Here is a 19162-nt window from a genome sequence, read left to right as displayed (position 1 = left end):
AGGATCAGCAGATCCCTAGCCTTTCTTTTTATAATTCAAGATGCTTTTTAAGAGTATCCTGAATCTCATTCAGTTCTTCATCAGGAATCACATAGTAATAGATTCCATCGATTTTTGTACCTGTACCGGTCTTGATTTGAATCTGTTCTATATCCTTTGATGCTGATTTGTAGTGCTTTTGGATTTCGACCATTTCTTCGAACGTAAGATTGGTTTTGACGTTACTTCCCAGAGCATCGAAGATATTATCGAAGTTCCAAAGACTTGATACGCTTGCCCCTTCACGAATGACGGCCTGGATGACCTCCCGTTGACGGAGCTGTCTTCCGAAGTCTCCTCGTGGATCTTCATATCTCATACGTGAGAAAGCCAGAGCTTCTTTTCCATTCAGGTCAAGCTTTCCTTCTCGGAATGTATATCCATCATAATTGAAGTCCAGATCATTATTGACCGTCACACCACCGACAGCATTCACGATATCCTTGAAACCGTCCATATTGATCTGTACATAGTAATCGATAGGGATATCAAGTAACTCTTCCACAGTATTCATAGACATTTCAACACCGCCGAATGCGTATGCGTGATTAATCTTATCCCTCGTCCCACGACCTACAATATCGGTCAGAGTATCACGGGGGATACTGATCATCTTCACGGATTTAGTTTCCGGATTGACGGTCAGGACGATCATGGAATCCGAGCGACCTTTATCATTCTTTCGTTCATCTACACCTAATAGAAGAACAGAGAATGGTTCTTTGTCTTTGAATTCAATTTCTTTCGTACGTTTCGACGATTTGTCACGGTCGATTGGGGAGTGCATGGTGTCCACTGCTTTATTCAATGAAGCATAGATACTATATCCATATACACCGCCGGCAACAATTAGTAACAGCACAATCATACCAAGGATCTTTGGCCATCTTCGTTTCTTTCGATTTGTATGTTTATCACTTCTCATTAACGTTACCTCACCTTTAGTTAGCCTACTCCATAAGATAGCAGATTCGGGACCAATTGCATAGATAGAATTTTTGAATTATTTATGAAGATTCTGATGATTCATTGATAAAATATTCTATTAAATAATCCGCCCAGATTTCATGCCCCTTTTCGTTAGGCGTGTCCTGAGAGTCGATTAAGTAATCGCTGAGGGTCTCATCATCCGGCCAAGAATCCCAATGGTCAAGGTATGAAATGGATTCTTCTCCGGCAAATTCCTTCAATGCCTCAATTTGCTGAGGGTAGTAAGTAGCCCCTTCTAATGGATGAGGAGGTTGAAGAAGTAAAACACTATCTTCGTTTGTTTCTTTCATTTCCCTTAAGAACATAAGAATGCTTTCATGGTTCTGAACGGTCCCTACCTGATTAGAGTTATCCTTAAGGGAGAAGGGTTCTAGTAGAACGAGATCGGGTTCGAAGGCGAGAACATTGTCTGATTCTTCACCATTGATAAATTCAATGGACGTGACGTCCGATTGAAAGATCTCCACTTCCACTTGAGAACCGAGTTCCGATAAGAGCTTTTCTTTTAATTGAGGAGCCCAACCATTTTCATCTTCCCCCATAGCCGGGGAACCGACTATAGCCAGCTTAAAGGATTCACCATTCTTCACAAGCTCTATAAAATGAGTGCGGGCTTCTTCCGGCCAGTTGGAAGTAAGGGAATCAAGATCTTTCTTTCCTTCTTCCTCGGTTGCTTCCTTTTGAGGAGCTGGTGTTTCCTCTGACGGAGAAGTTTCAATCGTCTTGGTGGTCTTTTCTTCAGAAGCGACCAGTGTCGTTTTTTCTTTCCAATACATGTTTCCAAGGTACAAGAACGCAACGCAGCCGATAGCCAATAGCGTGAGCAATAATTTTTTCATGGAAATCTCCTTTCCTACAGGTAAATTGTGACAAGAAATAAATACCAATTATGATAATTCCCTTTTCAAATAGAAAAATTTGTAGTTTAATAGATAAGTATGGAAATATTACAATTCAATTAAAATTATGACAATAAACGAGAAAAAAAACAACAAGATATGATATTATTTTACATATTTTTCTTTAGGAGGAAGTTATGGAAGAAACAATTAGTGTGAAGGAATTGATCGAGACCATAAAGAAGAGAATGCAGCTCATCCTGCTAATCACCCTTACAGCCATTTTTGTAAGCGGAGGGGTAAGCTTCTTTCTATTGACACCGGTGTATCAATCCTCAACCCAATTACTCGTCAATCAGTCCAAATCGGATCAACCGGCTTATAATATTGGAGAAATTCAAACGAATCTTCAATTGATTAATACGTACAATGTCATTATGAAAAGCCCGGCCATTCTTGAAAAGGTCATTGCAGATTTAAATCTGAACCTAACAGTTGAAGAATTAAATGAAAAACTTTCGGTTGCCAGCGAAAAGGACTCCCAAGTCATCAACCTATCTGTTGAAGACACCGATCCAAAACAGGCTGCTGCCATTGCCAATAAAATAGCAGGTGTCTTTCAAGGAGAAATCGGTAAGATCATGAATGTGGATAACGTAAGTATCCTGGCAAAAGCGGAAGTGGGGAAAGACCAATCTCCCATTAAACCGAAACCTTTACTGAATATCGCCATTGCTACAGTCGTAGGATTGATGGCGGGTGTCGGTTTAGCCTTCCTATTAGAATTCCTTGATAATACAATCAAGACGGAACAGGAAGTAGAAAAAATCCTAGGCCTTCCGGTACTTGGATCGATCACACGAATCCAGGACCAGGCAGAACAAGCCAAAAGCCGTTCCCAACGAAAATCAAGAGTGAGAGGTGAGACAGTTGGCTCTTAACAAGAATCTCAAGAAACAAATGATGAATACCAAGCGTAAATTGATTACGAAAACGGATCCGATGTCTCCGATCTCTGAACAATATAAAACGATTCGAACCAATATCAACTTTTCATTCATCGATCAGGAATTACGTTCCCTTATGGTCACGTCATCAGGACCCGGTGAAGGAAAGTCAACTACCTCTGCCAATCTTGGTGTCGTCTTTGCACAGGAAGGAAAGAGAGTTCTTCTGGTTGACGCTGATATGCGTAAACCAACGGCTCATTATACATTCGGATTGAATAATACGTTCGGGTTGACGAGTGTACTGACACGTCAGAAGAGTTTAACAGAAGTAACCCATTCATCCGATGTGAAAAACCTGGACCTGCTCACATGCGGTCCCATCCCGCCAAATCCGGCAGAACTTCTTAACTCAAAGCGTATGGAGCACTTCTTTAAAGAAGTGCATGAAGAATATGACATGGTGATCTTTGATACGCCTCCGGTACTTGCCGTGACAGATGGACAAATATTAGCGAATCAATGCCAAGGTACCATCCTTGTCATCAGCTCAGGAACAACAGAAGTGGACAGAGCAGTAAAATCCAAGGAATTATTAGAAGCAGCCAAGGCGAAACTAGTTGGCGTCGTATTGAATAATAGAGAAATGAAAGATAGTAATTACTACTATTATTATGGTGGAAATAAATAACATAAATAACAATTATATATTTACTTTACATTTTTAAACATTATAGTAAAATATGAATGGGTATGCTAATGGGTATAATTAACCATTTAACAAGGAGGGGTCGGCATGATAGACATTCACAGTCACATTTTGCCTGGGATAGATGACGGAGCCAAGACGATTGAGGACAGCATAGATATGGCGAAACAAGCGGTTTCTGAAGGCATTCACACAATCATCGCGACTCCTCACCACCGTAATGGAAAGTATGACAACCAGAAGTCTGATATCCTGCCTCTAGTCGACACTGTCAACGAAGCATTTAAAAGAGGAAACGTGAACCTGACAGTCCTGCCTGGGCAGGAATGCCGTATCTATGGTGAGATTCTAGAAGATTATAAGAGGGATGAGATTCTTCCCCTCAATCAATCATCACAGTACCTATTCATCGAATTTCCATCAAGTTCTGTACCAAGATACGCAGAACGACTGCTCTACGATATCCAAGTTGAAGGTCTTACACCGGTCATCGTTCATCCGGAGCGAAATGCCGAATTGATCGAACGACCAGATAAATTATACAAATTGGTCAAGAATGGTGCCATCACTCAACTGACAGCTTCCAGCCTGGTAGGTTACTTCGGAAAGAACATCCAAAAGTTTTCAGACCAGATGATCCAAGCCAACCTGACGCACTTCCTAGCATCGGACGCCCATAACATCCATAATCGCACCTTCAAAATGGAAGAGGCGATGGACTATATAGAGAAAAAATACGGAATCGACATGGTCTATTACTTTACCGAAAATGCAGAAATGCTCGTGGACGGAAAAACAATCTATAAAGAAATACCTGAATTGATCAAAAAGAAAAAATTCCTCGGAATCTTCTAACGCAGGTCAAGATACAGGTAATCCTAAGGTACTATTGTCGTTGGTAAATAAGAAACAAAAGCTCTACACAGACAACAGTAGAATTTTGGGAATGTCTCCTTGCCATTATCCATGGAGGCACTCGGTCACGCCGTGGGTGAAGAGAAACTTTGCCTTAGACGCACGTCGTCAATGGTTGGATGTGAGGAAGGGTTAGATGCCCACATTTACTATTTTAATAAACACATGTAAAGAAAAACAATGAAAACGCTTTATGTAATAGTTGGTACAGGTTTCAATTGGATACCTAATGAAAAAACATTTGGAAATGGTGTTTTTTCATTAGGTATTTATTATGTCGTAAATAGAATTCAAGAGAAAAAGGAGAAGGTCATGAATATAGCAGTAGTTGGTACAGGATATGTTGGGTTAGTAACTGGTACGTGTTTATCAGAGATTGGACATCACGTAACGTGCATAGATATAGATGTAGCAAAGGTCAATAGAATGAGAGAAGGAATTTCCCCAATCTATGAACCGGGTCTGGACGAATTGATGAAGAAGAATATCGAAAACAAACGTTTAGCCTTCACGACCAAGCATTCTGAAGCGTTTCAATCAGCTGATGTTATTTACATAGCCGTAGGAACTCCTGAGAAAGAGGATGGATCCGCGAATCTTGCATTCGTTGAGCAGGTAGCGATCGATATTGCTACTGGAGTCACACATGATGTGGTTGTCGTAACGAAGAGTACCGTACCTGTTGGAACGAATCATTGGATCAAGGAAACAATCCAAAAGCACTTAGTTCATCCAGTGAAAGTAGAAATCGTCTCCAATCCAGAATTTCTACGTGAAGGGGCAGCGATTTATGATTCCTTCCATGGTGACAGAATCGTTGTAGGTGCAGATAACCCGACAGTAGCAGACGTCATTGAAGAAATCAACAAACCTTATGGTATCCCAGTGTTCAAGACAGATATCCGAAGTGCCGAAATGATCAAATACGCTGCCAATGCCTTCCTAGCAACAAAGATCAGCTTCATTAATGAAATCTCAAACATCTGTGAAAGAGTAGAAGCAAACGTAGAAGATGTTGCAGTAGGAATGGGTATGGATAACCGTATCGGATCACAATTCCTGAACGCTGGGATTGGATACGGAGGTTCATGCTTCCCGAAAGATACAAAAGCCCTTGTTCAAATTGCCGGGAATGTGGAATACGAATTCGAACTATTAAAAGGGGTTATCGAAGTCAATAAAAAGCAGCAAAGCATTCTGTTATCTAAGCTTCAAGATCGTTTCGATAGTCTAAATGGCAAGAAAATTGCTGTACTGGGCTTAGCGTTCAAACCAAACACGGACGATATGCGAGAAGCAGCTTCCATTCCAATGACGAATCATCTTATCGAACAGGGAGCGAGCGTCATCGCTTATGATCCAGTGGCAATGGAACAAGCCAAGAAAATCATCAATCCAAACGTATCCTTTGCTGCATCAACGGAAGAGGCATTAAAGGATGCCGACGCCACACTTATCCTAACAGAATGGTCCGAATTCAAAGACCTAGATATAGACACTTTCAAATCAACCATGAAACAACCAATCATCTTCGACGGTCGTAACTGCTATGACATTGAAGTAATGAATAACAAAAGAATCGAGTATTACTCAATGGGGAGACCAGCTGTAAATACAAAAGAAAAGGCTGGCGTATAAACTTATAGGGGGACTAGAATATGAAAAAAGTAAGAAAAGCTATTATTCCAGCTGCAGGGTTAGGAACGCGTTTTCTACCAGCTACAAAAGCGATGCCGAAAGAAATGCTTCCAATTGTAGACAAACCAACGATTCAATACATAGTAGAAGAAGCCGTGGCATCCGGTATTGAAGATATCATTATCGTAACGGGAAAAGGCAAGCGTGCCATTGAAGATCACTTCGATCTTGCGCCAGAACTTGAAAGAAACTTAGCGGAAAAAGGCAAACATGAATTACTAGCAAAAGTTCAACACTCCAGCAACCTAGTAAACATCCATTATATCCGTCAAAAAGAACCAAAAGGATTAGGACATGCGGTATGGTGTGCTCGTAACTTCATTGGCGACGAGCCTTTCGCAGTATTACTTGGGGATGACATCGTAGTAAGTGAAACACCTTGTGTAAAACAACTCATTAATCAATATGAAGAAACTGGTTCATCAGTCATTGGAGTTCAAACAGTTGAACACAACCAAACAAACCGTTATGGAATTATTGATCCAGCCACACAAGAAGATAGAAGATATCAAGTTAATAACTTTGTCGAAAAACCGGCATTAGGCAAGGCTCCATCGAATTTGGCGATAATGGGACGTTACTTACTTACTCCAGAAATCTTCGGATTATTAGAAAACCAAGAAACTGGAGCAGGCGGGGAAATTCAACTAACAGATGCAATCCAAAAATTAAATAAAACACAAAGAGTATACGCATATGAATTTGAAGGCAATAGATATGATGTGGGAGAAAAGCTTGGATTTATTAAGACAACATTGGAGTTTTCCATGAGTCATGATGACTTAAGAGAACCTCTTATTGATTATTTATCAAAATTACTTGAGGAAAATAAAAAAGTTATAAGGTAACTCATCACTTTTATGGAATATTGTGTGAATATTAATATTGAAGTGGAGGAATAATGTGTGAAGGTTAACCTTAAGCAACAGGATTTTTTTATAGAATACAGTGATTTTTTGGAGTCTAAAAAAGGCTTTAATTTACAAAATCAAATAAGGTATTACAATTTAACAAAGCGTATGTTTGATATTATTATAGCTTTAATGGGACTTACATTAACATTTCCAATAATTTTATTTACAGCCTTGTTAATAAAAATTGAGACTCCAGGGAATGCTTTTTTCTTCCAGGAAAGAGTAGGCCTTAACGGTAAATATTTCAAGATAATAAAACTCAGGTCTATGGGAGTGGATGCTGAAATAAATGGTGCTAAGTGGGCGGAAAAAAATGATCCTAGAGTAACGAGGATAGGAGCATTTATTCGAAAGACTAGAATTGATGAACTTCCTCAATTATTTAATGTACTAATAGGAGAAATGAGTTTAATAGGGCCTAGACCGGAAAGGCCATTATTTACAGCGAAATTCAATGAAGAAGTCCCAGGTTTTATTAAACGTTTATCTGTAAAACCTGGACTTACTGGGTGGGCACAAGTTAACGGGGGTTATGATTTAACAATTAATGAAAAGTTAGATAAAGATCTTTTTTATATTGAAAATTGTAATCTCACTTTAGATATAATTATAATTTTAAAAACAATTAATGTTTGTATTACTGGTAGCGGTGCTAGATAATACGAACATTTTTCAAGAAACTGGTGTTGAAGTATGAAATTAATATTTAAAAACGCAACTTACCTATTTTTAAGTAATTTTATTGTAAGGCTTTTTACAGCAATTTCTTCAATATTAATAGCAAGATCACTAGGGGCAAGTGATTTTGGTATACTGAGCATCGGTTTAGCAATAGCCTCTATTGCTGGTTACTTTAGTGACATGGGATTATCCCATACATTTATCAGAGAAGTAAGTAAAAATAATAACAGTAAAAATTTAAGTGTTTTAGTAAGTAGCCATATAAGAATTAAACTTGTGTTTAGTTTAATTGTCGGTATTGTTGTCTACTTTCTGATTCATAACTTATATTCGGATGTCTATGTTAGAAATATATTATACCTAATGGTCTTTCCAACAATTGTTGGAGGTAGTCTTCAAGGAATTGGTGCTGTGTATTTTCAGGCAATTGAACAAATGCATTTCACTGCAATAATAAGGTCAGTGTCTGGAATAATTACAGCTGTATCATTGATCATTGGATTATTATTTGAGTGGGAGCTTAGCCTTGTTGCTCCAATATATGGATTCTCGAGCATCCTAGGGGGTATTTATAGCATTTATTTACTTTCAAAGCGCACAAGTTTGTTTGGTGGCTGGGATAGACGTTTACTAAAGGGATTAGCCGGGTTTACTATTAATGGTCTATTATTCATGCTACTTCCTCAAATACCTCCGATTGTGTTAGAGAAAGTATCTAGTTTAGAAGAGGTTGGTTATTTTTCAGCTGCATATAAAATTCCATCAGTACTATATCAAGTTCCAGGAGTAATTGCAGCTGCATTTTATCCAATTCTATTTAGTTTAGGAACAAAAAATCTATCTAAACATAGAGAGATGACTCTCCTACAATTAAAAGTTATGAGTTTTCTAGGTATTATTATGTTTCTTCCTTTATTTTTGTATTCTGAGTGGTGGAGCAATATTATTTTTGGAGAAGAATGGAAAAACGTTGGCTCCATTTTAAGAATTCTATCATTTGTTGTTCTATTTCAATCTATAAGCTTCCCATTAGCAGATTCATTAACTACGACAGATAAGCAATCTAAAAGAATTATAGTCATGACGATAGCGGTATGCACAGCAATAATATTATATTTTATATTAGGTTATTATTATGGTTCTGTTGGTGGAGCAATCTCAATGGTTTCAATAGAGGCATTTATCTTTATTGGGTATTCCATCTACATTAAGAAAAGTTCTGCATTATTATTGCAATCCTTAAGGTACAACATATTATCGGTATTAATTGTTATATTTACATTTAACATACTCTCAGAATTAATACATCCTTTTATAGGAAGTATAGGTAGTATTGTATTTTTTATAACAATAATAATCATTTTTGATAAAGAAGTAATTAGAGCAATGAGAAGGACTCTAAGAAAAAAAATTGAGGGCTGATTTTAATGGAAAACGTAAAAGCTATAGTATATTTATATGGGGCTTCTTCTACGCATGTAATAGGAAGATCTCAACAAATGGCATTACGATTGGCAAAATATTATAAGGTGTTCTATATAACTCTTAACTCATATAGGGAGAAAAAAAATCAAAATACCAATTTCTCCTGGAAGGATATGGAAGAAGAAGATAACTTGTATATGAAAACTTCTCCTTTTTTAATTCCATTTTCTATAAGATTAAAAATTATAAGGACGATCAATGGTTATAGAGTAGCTAGGCAAATCAGAAAAATTTTAAGTGAAAATAATATTAAGGAAGCAGAGTTACTTATATTTGCATATACACCTATCTCTGCTGAAGTAATTAAACATTTCCCTAATGTAAAGGTTCATTATGACTGTGCAGATGATTTTACAACTTGGCATGGTATAAATAGAAGCCACGCAGCAATTTATAAAGAATATGAAAAATTCATTTTAGAAAGAGCTTTATCTGTTAGTACAGCTTCTAATCATATGTATGAAAAGTTTGTCAACAGAAATAAGAATGTTTTTTATATACCAAATGGTGCAGATACAGAGTTATTCTCGCATACTAATATTAAAAATGAAAAGTTAAAGCAAATACAGAAACCCATAATTGGATTTGTTGGAGCAACCTCTGGTTTTTTAGATGTTGATTTAATTAAGAATATCGCTCTTAAAAGACCTAAGTATTCTTTTGTCTTTGTTGGTCCATTAGAAGGTTTAGAAGAAAGTTTAAGAAATATTAAAAACATTTATTTATTGGGTAGACGACCATATGAAGAGTTGGGGGAATACGTCAATAATTTTGATGTTTGCATGATCCCAGCTAATAAAAAACCGGCATCAGTAGCTGCAGACGCAGCAAAATTATATCAATTCTTGTCAAGCGGCAACCCTGTTGTATCAATAAACTTACCTGAAGTTTCGAAACACTCAGATTATGTTTACTTAGCTTCAAATATAGAGGAATTCGTATCGAAAATAGATGTATCTCTAAGTGAAGATTATTTTAATAGAGATAAGAGAATTGCATATAGTAGCAATTTTAATTGGGATAATACGACTGATAATTTATTGAAACACCTTAGAGGAGTTCATGGGGTTGAAGATGGAATTCATTAATAAATATAAGAATATAATTTTATTATCATTAGTTCTCTACTCATCATTGTTAGGGCTAAGTATTGCTGTAAATAATATAATATTAATTGGGATAACTTTATTACCATTAATTCTAATCCTTTCATTACAAATAAATTACAAATACATTTTAAGTTTGTATGTAATTTCCTTACCTTTAGACTTTATATTGTTACTACCTGGGATAGGCTCTATAAGTAAAATATTTTCTATACTATGTATTTTAAGTTTGTTATCTCATGGTTTATTAAAGAAAAAGCTTACTTTTCCTAGGTTCCAAATTATTCCTGTTATTATGTTGGTGATCATAGCAATATTTTCAATAGTGTGGTCTGTTGATGAACAGGAGACTAATACAAGACTTATAACATTAGTACCATTATTATTATTTTACATTGTTACAAGCATTTTTAAGTTCAATATTAAAGATTTGAAAGTAATTAATAATAGTATGATTTTTAGTTTAACTTGGGTAGTTCTTTTGTCCTTGGTTCAATTTTTGTTCGGAATTGGGTTTATGGACACAGGTAGACTAACTATTACACTATTTTCTGAACAAGCTGACCCCAATCACCTTCTGGTAAGTTTAATATTACCTTTTTCAATTCTATGGACATCTATTAATAGGAGTCAGAATTATAAGTTTTTAAATACTAGAATAATATTGATCATACTTTTCTTTTTAATTTTACTTTTATCAGGTTCAAGAGGTGCGCTGTTAGCTGTTGTTTGTTCATTAACATACTGGTTCTTAAAAGATGGATTAAACTTTAAAAAAATTATAACAATAATTATTAGTTTAAGTACATTGTTAACCTTGTTTTTTATAATACCTTCTTTCTTAATTGAGAGATATAATATCCAATTAATATTGGAACAGGGCGGTACAGGAAGAGTCGATATTTGGAGAGTAGGACTAAATGCATTTAAGGAGTCAATATCTAATGGGTACGGCTTTGGTACTTTTCCACAAGTATATGATTTATTTGTGAATAAGACGCGCATTGATGCTTTTTGGGGTTACTCTAAGGCTGCTCATAATACTTATTTAAGAATGGCTGTTGAATTAGGGCTGGTTGGCGTCTCATTGTTAATGTTTTCTATGCTAATTAGCTTAGCTTTTCTTAAGAAGAAAAAAAAGCTAAATAGTATGGTATTGAATAGTGGTTATGCATTAAATATGAGTTTGATTGGCATAATGATTGGGGGACTATCTTTAGATATTTTCTTATTTAAATATTTTTGGGTTGTACTTCAATATGGAGTTATATATAAGGGAGTTTTAGCGGAAAGTAGGAAAGAAATAAATGGTTAAAAATTATTTTATGTTGACATGCGACAATGTTAATAATATAGGTGGCAAATCCTCGCAAACAAAACACTTATTAGATGAAATGGGAAAATTAGGAGAAAAAATTAATCTTATACAAATTCCGAAGTATTTAGATTATATTTTAGTATTGGTTCCACTTTATTTTCTTAACAAATTTCACAAGGGCTTAGGTCATGTTTATGCATTGTATGTAAGAATGTTTATTATACTTATATTAGGAATAGGAAGAGTCCTATTTTCTAGAGGAGAAATAGTTTTAATATCCCAAGATGCTTATGCATTTCAATATCTTAATAAATTTTGCTTATTATTTAAAAGACGAACAAAAAGTTTAGTCATTATACATAGTTTAGGCTCACTAACTAATGAAGCAGTAAAAGATAAAAGGTTATTAGATAAGGACTGGACAACGTCAAGAAGTTTAAATATTGAAATTAAGGGATACAATTTAGCTTCAAAAATTGTTTTAGTTTCAAATGCAGCAAAAAAAGAGCTTCTTACTCATTTAAAGTCTACACATTACAGAATTGAAGAAAAGAAACTTTTAGTGATACATAACGGTATCCCTGATCAAGAACAAGAGGTCTTTTCTAATTCATTTTATTATGATTTTTGTAGTGTAGCAAACCTGAAACCAATAAAAGGACATGAAATTCTTGTAAAAGCGGTATCAATTATTAAGGATACTGTTCCAAATATTAGATTAGCCATTGTGGGTTCAGGTAAACAAGAAAGTCATTTAAAAAAGTTAGCAGAAGAGCTCGAAGTTAAAGATAACATTTCTTTCATAGGATCATTAGAAAATTATGAGGTGAAAAACATCCTAAGAAAAAGCAAGTATTTTGTTCTAGCGTCACATCAAGAAAATTTTAGTATTTCTTTACTAGAAGCCGCCTTTAATGGAATTCCAATTGTTGCGACTGATGTAGGTGGTAACTCAGAAATAATTTCTGATGAAATTGATAGTAAATTAGTTAAACCTAATAGTGCAAAAGACTTAGCCGAAGGTATGCTTTGGATAATGAACTTTAACTCTAGGGAAAAATTAAGTAATAGATTAGTAGAAAAATCTAGAAAACTATGGACGTCTAATAAGATGGCATTGAATTACTTAGAGATTATAAAAAAAATTTAATTGGAGTGACTAAAATGAAAATATGTTTTTTAGCACCTGCCTCAGTAATTCATACAGTAAGATGGGTTAATTCAATGGATCAAAGAGGAAATGAAGTTTACTTAATAACTATGCATCCGCCAAAATTAGATATGATAAATAAAGGTGTAAAAATAATAAACCTAAAACATTCAGCACCTCTTGGGTATTATTCGAATTTCATGGAAGTTAGAAAAATATTGAAGAGAATAAACCCTGATATTATTAATACTCATTATGCAAGCGGATATGGTACATTATCTAGATTAGTAAGGTTTTCTCCAACTCTCTTATCTGTTTGGGGGAGTGATGTCTATGACTTTCCAAATGAGAGTATATGGAAAAGAAAGATTCTACAAAAAAACTTAGCGGCATCTACACAAATCGCATCAACTAGTAACGTGATGAAGGATCAAACATTAAAATATATAAAACCAGAAAAATCCATTGCTGTTACACCATTTGGAGTTGACATTAATAAATTTGCTCCCAGAAATAACAAGGATGAAACCTTTATCACTATAGGATTAGTAAAAAAATTAGAAGAGAAATATGGTGTGAAATACCTAATAATGGCAGTGTCTAAACTAATCGAAATGCTTGAAAGAAATGATTTACTAGAAATATCTAATAGAATTAGATTACTAATTGTTGGTGAAGGCAGTCAATATAAAGAGCTAGTTGCACTTACTGAGTCATTAAACTTATATAGTATTTCAACCTTTACTGGTGCTGTTTCTCATGAAGAAGTGCCTGTGTATCTAAATAAACTAGACATATACTGTGCCCCTAGCACATTAGATAGCGAAAGCTTTGGAGTAGCAATAATAGAAGCAAGTTCATGTGAGCTTCCTGTTATAGTTACCGATGTTGGCGGATTACCTGAAGTGGTAGAGGTTAACGAAACGGGTTTTGTTGTGGAGAATAAAAATGTCGAGCAAATAGCAGAGAAACTTTATGAGCTTGTACTAAATGAAGAAAAAAGAAACTCGTTGGGTAAAAAAGGAAGAAGAAGAGTAGAGAGCTTATATAACTGGGATAAAAATGTTGAATTAATGGAAAATGTCTATTACACCCTAGTAGAGGATAAAAAACAATTGGAAAATTGAGGTAGAGATTAGAATGAGTGGGAATTTAAATCATGAACAAGATCTAATAAGTATAGTTACTCCTACATATAATGCTGAAGCATTTATTCTAGACACAGTGAAGTCGGTTCAAGCCCAGACTTTTAATAACTGGGAAATGATTATAGTAGATGATTGTTCAAAAGATAATACTGTAGGCGTTATTAAAGATTCATTAAAATCGGACTCTAGAATAAAATTAATAGAATTAAAGGTCAATAGTGGTGCAGCGGTGGCTAGAAATACTGCATTATTAAAAGCGAGAGGTCGGTATGTTGCATTTTTAGATAGTGATGATAAATGGTTTCCTGAAAAGTTAGAAAAACAAATTAACTTTATGAAACGTAGGAATATAGCATTTTCTTTTACCTCATATGAGTTTATGGATCAATATGGTAATAACACCGGTAAAATTGTTAGAGTACCTAGTCAAATAGATTATGCCGGTCTATTAAAGAACACTATTATAGGATGCCTAACAGTTATGTTAGATATAAATAAATTAGGTAAAGTCGAGATGCCTAATATCAGGACTAGACAAGATACAGCCTTGTGGCTTTCGATACTCAAGAAAGGAAATGTAGCATATGGAATTCAAGAACCACTAGCTATGTACAGAAAGGTCACTGGTTCTATTTCTAGTAATAAGTTTAAAATGGCAAAGAATAATTGGAATATGTATAGGAGGGTAGAAAAATTAAGTGTACTGCATTCAATTTGGTGTTTTGTAAATTATGCATTTAATGCATTTAAGAAAAATATCTAGTTTCTCAGCGCACTTATATAAAAAAAAGAATGAAAAATCTACTCTTGACTGGTTTTGCCTAACAATTAATTACTTATCCATTAGGATGAGAAAACAGACCGTTTTATGGTTATGCACAATTTATTAATAAATTAAAGCCTAACTGTTAAACAATCTTATATTTAGTAGTTAACTATAGGACAAATTATTTTAACTTATCCTATGAAGGGGTGTATATAGATGACTATATTAGTTACCGGAGGAGCAGGGTTTATCGGTAGCCATACATGTGTTGAATTACTTAATTCAAACCACGAGATAATTGTATTGGACAACTACTCCAACAGTAATGTTGAATCATTAAATCGAGTGAATAGATTAACGGGAAAAGACTTTAAGGTATATGAAGTTGACTTACTTAATAGAGAGAATGTAGAAGAAGTATTTAAAGAAAATTCGATTGAAGCAGTGATCCATTTTGCAGGCTTAAAAGCAGTTGGAGAATCAGTCGAAAAACCTATCTATTATTATCAAAATAATATTATGGGAACATTAATACTAACTGAATTGATGCAAAAATATAGTGTACACAATTTGGTCTTTAGCTCTTCTGCCACAGTCTATGGTGATCCTAAAGAAGTGCCAATTTCTGAAGAATCCCCTTTGTATGCAACCAATCCTTATGGCCGTACAAAGTTGATGATTGAAGAGATTCTGAGAGATTTATATGTTTCAAACAACAATTGGAGCATTGCTTCCCTACGCTATTTTAATCCTATTGGGGCACATGAAAGTGGTTTAATAGGGGAGGACCCAAAGGGTATTCCAAACAATCTAATGCCATATATTACACATGTAGCTACAGGTAAGTTAACTGAATTAAATGTTTTTGGTAATGATTACTCTACTCTGGATGGTACTGGGATTAGAGACTATATTCACGTAGTGGACCTGGCAAAAGGGCACCTTAAAGCATTGGAAAAAGTGTTATCGACAAGAGGAATAGAGGCTTATAATCTTGGTACTGGACAAGGGTACAGTGTGCTTGAGCTGATAGATGCATTTGAAAAAGCTTCCGGACAAAAAATTCCTTATAAGATAGCCCCTCGTCGTTCCGGTGATATTGCGGAATGTTATGCTGATCCAGCCAAGGCAGAGAGAGAATTGGGTTGGACGACAGTGAAGAGCTTAGAAGAGATGTGTTTAGACTCATGGAGATGGCAAAAGAACAATCCAGATGGCTATCTTACGAAGGATGGTTACATAAGTAGGCATTAGAAATAAACCCCTGACATTTGACGGTGTCAGGGGTTTTTATATTTTCAAATTCATTAAAGAGATATGTGTGCGGCTTCATGTGAGGTAAAAGATACAAGATTTAAAAAATGATACCTTGGTGTAACCGTCAAGTAAAATTGAACAGTTTTTGCTAATTAATTTTGAACACTTTTTGCTTGTTTATGATACATCTGCCTATCATATTGGCAGGCAGTATTGTGTTAAAAAGGCAAAGCCTCTGAATCATTTTTAAGTTAGAGGAAGTCTTCAATCTTTTCTTTAGTGATTCCTTGCTCTGCTTCTTTTATCTTGCCTGTAATAATCCACATCTGAACTTTATTCAGATCGCATTTAATACCATGTGAATGGAGGAGAGATGTCGCCTCTTCGAGCGTTAAACTTTTCATTTTTATGCTCCTTCTCCAAAAATGGTAGTCCTATTCTTCATGCGGTAGCTATCTTCATCTATGTTGATGACTTCCACTCTATGAAGAAGGCGATCTAATATAGCTGTTGTAATGCCCTGGTCCCCTAGAAGTTCACCCCATTGATCTGGTCCCTTGTTGGAAGTAAGCACTATAGAACTCTTATCATATAGTTCATTTATCAAATGAAAAAACAGGTTAGCTTCTTTTGTATCCATTGCCATGTACATCATGTCATCGATGATCAATAGGTCCGAATCTTTAATTCTTTTATACGTTGTCTGTGATTTGCGAGAGAACTCTTTTGTTTTCAAAATATGTACAAGTTCTCCCATTGGTAGGAAAGACACTTGATGGCCTTTTGAAATAGCCTCCATCCCTAAACCTATCGCTAGATGGGTCTTTCCAACACCAGGCGGACCTAAAAGAATGATGTTGTATAGCTGCTCCATCCATAAAAGTTCTCTCAACTGTTTGAGTTGCTTTGTACTAACTGATCTTTGCTCATTTAAGTTGAACTCATCCAACGTCTTGAGGTAAGGGAACCTAGCCCATTTCAACAGCTTGTTTATGAGCTTTTCTTCTCTACACTTTTGCTCGTAGGTAAATAATTCATGAAGGAGTTCATGGTGAGTCCACTGATGTGCTTCTGCTTTTCTAATGATGCTTGGCAATTCTTTGGCACTCTCAGCTAATCGCAATGAACGACATAAATCCTGAAGTTGGTCCATAAGGATAGTCATGCGGAATGACCCCCTTTCAAGATCTCAATATAGGATTCTATCTTCCTGGTAGAAGCATTTATATGTGAATAGGGAGACTCTTGTTGTTGAATTGGAGCTGGATTATTTCTATCCTCTATTTTAAGAGAGTATACGATGTCTCTAAAATCATTGGCACTGGTTAACTTATAGTCCAAGACCACATTTAAGGCTTGGTTTACTAAATCTCCTTCTTGCTGAATTAGGTTCCAAAGAATTGTCAGTTGATCCCCCATATGGCGAGGATAACGCTCTCTAAGGGCGCTTAAAAATTCATTAATTTGATCTTGGTTATTGAAGTTTTTCCTGATTTCCACTTCCCACTCAGCTAACTTTGTTGATCGCTTTCGCTTATGATTCTTATCCAGAAGCAGCTGTCCTTTGCCTTCTGCCAGGGTGTGGGTTGCGATGATTTCCCCGTCAGGGGTTAATCTAATATTCAATTTATTTTCGTCTGTAATGTCGAGATAGGCTATATTGCTTCTCTTCGAACGATAAGTCCCGGCAGGAACACTATAACGATTGGACAGATAGGATATGACATTGTCCTTCCGTATATTTCTTGTTATACTGAATTTATAGTTATTCTCGAAAGAGAACTCTGTAGAGACTTTTTGTAAGTGTTGCTTTTCCAGGGCGTGCACTTCAAAGGGTCTCTTTTTTGTTGTGTTATGTACATTGTAATTCCCCGTTCTAGAAAGCCATTTGAGGCTTTGTTCATTCCATATCTCCAGTGAGCTATAGACGCGGTTTTTACTAAAGTTATATTTTACATATTTCACTACGTTTTCAATCTTTCCTTTTGTTTCTGGATCGCTCTTTCTGCATAGGTAAATGCTGAACTTCCTCATTTGCTGATAAGCTTGAAATTCCTTGGTGAGAATAATATCTCCTGCGTTCTCACTTACAGAAATTAAGTGGTCTTGATCATATACAAGTTCTTCTGGTCTTCCGCCATAATAGTGGAAGGCTGCCTCATGGCACCGGATAACGTCTCTTGTGGTAAAAGGTCTGTCTAACCATTCAGTGTATTTGTATCGAGAGTGAGATAACACAAATGCAATAAACCAGAGCTTTTGTCTTCCTCCATCTTTCCTCTGAACGATAACTTCCCCAAAATCCACCTGAGCTTGTTTTCCCATAGGCATTTCTTCAACTACTTGGTACTCTCTAACGTTCAATGCTTTTGGTATCGAGTATCGTTCTCGTAACTCAGCTACATAGTTTCTAACGGTACTTTCTCCAATAGTAAAACCCTCGTAGTTCTCTTTTAACCAATCATGAACCTGAGCGCCAGTTAAATCTGGATGTTCTTTTAACCATTCGAGAATCAGATCATGGTATTGATCTAGTTTCTTTGCTCTATTAGATAGATTTAGTAACCACTCACTGAACTCTTTAGGACTTTTACTCAAATGTTGGTAAACCGTATTTCTACTTAATCCTACTTTTCTAGCTATAGCTGCAATAGTAAACCCTTTTTGTCTTAGTTCATGTATTTTTGAATATGCCATCCACTTTTTCACTCCGTTGGCCTCCCTAGATGCTCCAATAATAGTAGTATACCGAAGGTCTAGTGAAGGTGATATAATGTGTTCATTTCTAATGAGCAAAAAGTGTTAACTTTAGTTTAGCGTTCACACTTGGTACTTAATCAGCGGTGCAGTTGAAAAATGACACTAATAATATCAGAACCGGAGGTTTCAATTTTTGGGGGAATTGAAGCAGCTTTTATGAAAAAAAATGTGGTAAATGGTATATTCCAAGTTCATCAACAATGATCAAAGCAAATTGCCGGTTTAACAATCTTTGAAATGAAAGGATGAAAATAATCAGTAAAAGGGCGGTGCAAGGGATTTAGGGGATATTGCCCCTCGGGGCAATATCCCCTAAATCAATGTTGACACATATACTTAGAATGGTTACTGAAGTAATCGAATATTATTTTTCTCGATCCTTTCATAAATATCTTGCTCAGACCAACTATATGGAATATTTCCTTCGGAGTATTTATTTT

18 protein-coding genes are annotated in these 19162 nt (G+C 35.6%); 13 read left to right on the top strand and 5 right to left on the bottom strand.

Annotated elements, in window-relative coordinates; all coding sequences use genetic code 11:
- Positions 1-28 precede the first annotated feature (28 nt).
- Complete coding sequence (tagU, locus tag AM506_RS12275) at positions 29-964, bottom strand: polyisoprenyl-teichoic acid--peptidoglycan teichoic acid transferase TagU (RefSeq protein ID WP_060672783.1); 936 nt, start codon at positions 962-964, stop codon at positions 29-31.
- An 82-nt stretch (positions 965-1046) separates the two neighbouring features.
- Entirely contained in the window at positions 1047-1868 is an 822-nt protein-coding gene (locus AM506_RS12270; RefSeq protein ID WP_060672782.1) for an SGNH/GDSL hydrolase family protein, read from the bottom strand.
- Positions 1869-2065: 197 nt separating this feature from the next.
- On the opposite strand from AM506_RS12270, the gene AM506_RS12265 reads away from it, so the two are divergent.
- The 13 genes from AM506_RS12265 to galE all read left to right on the top strand — a co-directional run bounded on the left by AM506_RS12265 (position 2066) and on the right by galE (position 15959).
- Positions 2066-2809, top strand: coding sequence for a YveK family protein (locus AM506_RS12265; protein WP_060672781.1), 744 nt, complete (start codon positions 2066-2068; stop codon positions 2807-2809).
- A 22-nt stretch (positions 2810-2831) separates the two neighbouring features.
- Entirely contained in the window at positions 2832-3506 is a 675-nt protein-coding gene (locus AM506_RS12260) for a CpsD/CapB family tyrosine-protein kinase (RefSeq protein ID WP_060672885.1), read from the top strand.
- A gap of 105 nt (positions 3507-3611) precedes the next feature.
- Positions 3612-4379 carry a tyrosine-protein phosphatase gene (locus AM506_RS12255; protein ID WP_060672780.1) on the top strand — a complete coding sequence of 256 codons (768 nt, stop codon included), beginning with the start codon at positions 3612-3614 and terminating at the stop codon, positions 4377-4379.
- A gap of 372 nt (positions 4380-4751) precedes the next feature.
- Positions 4752-6077, top strand: coding sequence for a UDP-glucose dehydrogenase family protein (locus AM506_RS12250; RefSeq protein WP_060672779.1), 1326 nt, complete (start codon positions 4752-4754; stop codon positions 6075-6077).
- A 20-nt stretch (positions 6078-6097) separates the two neighbouring features.
- Positions 6098-6985, top strand: coding sequence for a UTP--glucose-1-phosphate uridylyltransferase GalU (gene galU, locus AM506_RS12245; RefSeq protein ID WP_060672778.1), 888 nt, complete (start codon positions 6098-6100; stop codon positions 6983-6985).
- A gap of 57 nt (positions 6986-7042) precedes the next feature.
- Positions 7043-7711, top strand: coding sequence for an exopolysaccharide biosynthesis polyprenyl glycosylphosphotransferase (locus tag AM506_RS12240; RefSeq protein WP_060672777.1), 669 nt, complete (start codon positions 7043-7045; stop codon positions 7709-7711).
- A 33-nt stretch (positions 7712-7744) separates the two neighbouring features.
- Complete coding sequence (locus tag AM506_RS12235; RefSeq protein ID WP_060672776.1) at positions 7745-9154, top strand: flippase; 1410 nt, start codon at positions 7745-7747, stop codon at positions 9152-9154.
- 5 nt (positions 9155-9159) lie between these two features.
- Entirely contained in the window at positions 9160-10305 is a 1146-nt protein-coding gene (locus tag AM506_RS12230) for a hypothetical protein (protein ID WP_152968595.1), read from the top strand.
- On the top strand, positions 10292-11638 hold the full coding sequence (locus AM506_RS12225; protein ID WP_235576106.1) for an O-antigen ligase family protein: 1347 nt from the start codon (positions 10292-10294) through the stop codon (positions 11636-11638). The genes AM506_RS12230 and AM506_RS12225 overlap by 14 nt, the downstream gene beginning before the upstream one ends.
- Positions 11631-12791 carry a glycosyltransferase family 4 protein gene (locus AM506_RS12220; RefSeq protein ID WP_060672773.1) on the top strand — a complete coding sequence of 387 codons (1161 nt, stop codon included), beginning with the start codon at positions 11631-11633 and terminating at the stop codon, positions 12789-12791. The genes AM506_RS12225 and AM506_RS12220 overlap by 8 nt, the downstream gene beginning before the upstream one ends.
- 14 nt (positions 12792-12805) lie before the next feature.
- The gene (locus tag AM506_RS12215) at positions 12806-13918 is read left to right on the top strand and encodes a glycosyltransferase (RefSeq protein WP_060672772.1); all 1113 of its coding nucleotides are present in this window, start codon (positions 12806-12808) and stop codon (positions 13916-13918) included.
- Positions 13919-13931: 13 nt separating this feature from the next.
- Positions 13932-14702, top strand: a complete 771-nt coding sequence (locus AM506_RS12210; RefSeq protein ID WP_060672771.1) for a glycosyltransferase family 2 protein — start codon at positions 13932-13934, stop codon at positions 14700-14702.
- A 219-nt stretch (positions 14703-14921) separates the two neighbouring features.
- Entirely contained in the window at positions 14922-15959 is a 1038-nt protein-coding gene (galE, locus tag AM506_RS12205; protein ID WP_060672770.1) for a UDP-glucose 4-epimerase GalE, read from the top strand.
- A 254-nt stretch (positions 15960-16213) separates the two neighbouring features.
- Here galE and AM506_RS22780 read toward each other — a convergent pair whose 3' ends face one another.
- The 3 genes from AM506_RS22780 to istA are packed head-to-tail and all read right to left on the bottom strand — an operon-like array spanning position 16214 to position 18671.
- Entirely contained in the window at positions 16214-16366 is a 153-nt protein-coding gene (locus AM506_RS22780) for a hypothetical protein (RefSeq protein WP_160316874.1), read from the bottom strand.
- Between the two features lie 2 nt (positions 16367-16368).
- Positions 16369-17127: an IS21-like element helper ATPase IstB gene (istB, locus tag AM506_RS12200; RefSeq protein WP_060672769.1), complete on the bottom strand. Its 759-nt coding sequence runs from the start codon at positions 17125-17127 to the stop codon at positions 16369-16371.
- A complete protein-coding gene (istA, locus tag AM506_RS12195) occupies positions 17124-18671 on the bottom strand; it encodes an IS21 family transposase (protein WP_082386349.1) in 1548 nt (515 codons plus the stop codon). Before istA ends, istB begins: the two co-directional genes overlap by 4 nt.
- Between the last annotated feature and the right edge of the window lie 491 nt (positions 18672-19162).

Origin of the sequence: Rossellomorea vietnamensis (assembly GCF_001305855.1) — a bacterium.
In the GTDB taxonomy this organism is placed as follows: Bacteria; Bacillota; Bacilli; order Bacillales; family Bacillaceae_B; genus Rossellomorea; species Rossellomorea vietnamensis_A.
This window is presented reverse-complemented; position numbering and strand designations above follow the sequence as displayed.

Excerpts from the sequence above, each read along its gene's own strand:
- AM506_RS12260 (WP_060672885.1), top strand. The coding sequence starts at position 2,832 with ATGAATACCAAGCGTAAATTGATTACGAAAACGGATCCGATGTCTCCG.
- istB (WP_060672769.1), bottom strand. The coding sequence starts at position 17,127 with ATGACTATCCTTATGGACCAACTTCAGGATTTATGTCGTTCATTGCGA.
- AM506_RS12250 (WP_060672779.1), top strand. The coding sequence starts at position 4,752 with ATGAATATAGCAGTAGTTGGTACAGGATATGTTGGGTTAGTAACTGGT.
- tagU (WP_060672783.1), bottom strand. The coding sequence starts at position 964 with ATGAGAAGTGATAAACATACAAATCGAAAGAAACGAAGATGGCCAAAG.
- AM506_RS12230 (WP_152968595.1), top strand. The coding sequence starts at position 9,160 with ATGGAAAACGTAAAAGCTATAGTATATTTATATGGGGCTTCTTCTACG.
- AM506_RS12225 (WP_235576106.1), top strand. The coding sequence starts at position 10,292 with ATGGAATTCATTAATAAATATAAGAATATAATTTTATTATCATTAGTT.
- AM506_RS12220 (WP_060672773.1), top strand. The coding sequence starts at position 11,631 with ATGGTTAAAAATTATTTTATGTTGACATGCGACAATGTTAATAATATA.
- AM506_RS12270 (WP_060672782.1), bottom strand. The coding sequence starts at position 1,868 with ATGAAAAAATTATTGCTCACGCTATTGGCTATCGGCTGCGTTGCGTTC.
- galE (WP_060672770.1), top strand. The coding sequence starts at position 14,922 with ATGACTATATTAGTTACCGGAGGAGCAGGGTTTATCGGTAGCCATACA.
- AM506_RS12255 (WP_060672780.1), top strand. The coding sequence starts at position 3,612 with ATGATAGACATTCACAGTCACATTTTGCCTGGGATAGATGACGGAGCC.
- AM506_RS12235 (WP_060672776.1), top strand. The coding sequence starts at position 7,745 with ATGAAATTAATATTTAAAAACGCAACTTACCTATTTTTAAGTAATTTT.
- AM506_RS12265 (WP_060672781.1), top strand. The coding sequence starts at position 2,066 with ATGGAAGAAACAATTAGTGTGAAGGAATTGATCGAGACCATAAAGAAG.
- galU (WP_060672778.1), top strand. The coding sequence starts at position 6,098 with ATGAAAAAAGTAAGAAAAGCTATTATTCCAGCTGCAGGGTTAGGAACG.
- AM506_RS22780 (WP_160316874.1), bottom strand. The coding sequence starts at position 16,366 with ATGAAAAGTTTAACGCTCGAAGAGGCGACATCTCTCCTCCATTCACAT.
- AM506_RS12215 (WP_060672772.1), top strand. The coding sequence starts at position 12,806 with ATGAAAATATGTTTTTTAGCACCTGCCTCAGTAATTCATACAGTAAGA.
- AM506_RS12210 (WP_060672771.1), top strand. The coding sequence starts at position 13,932 with ATGAGTGGGAATTTAAATCATGAACAAGATCTAATAAGTATAGTTACT.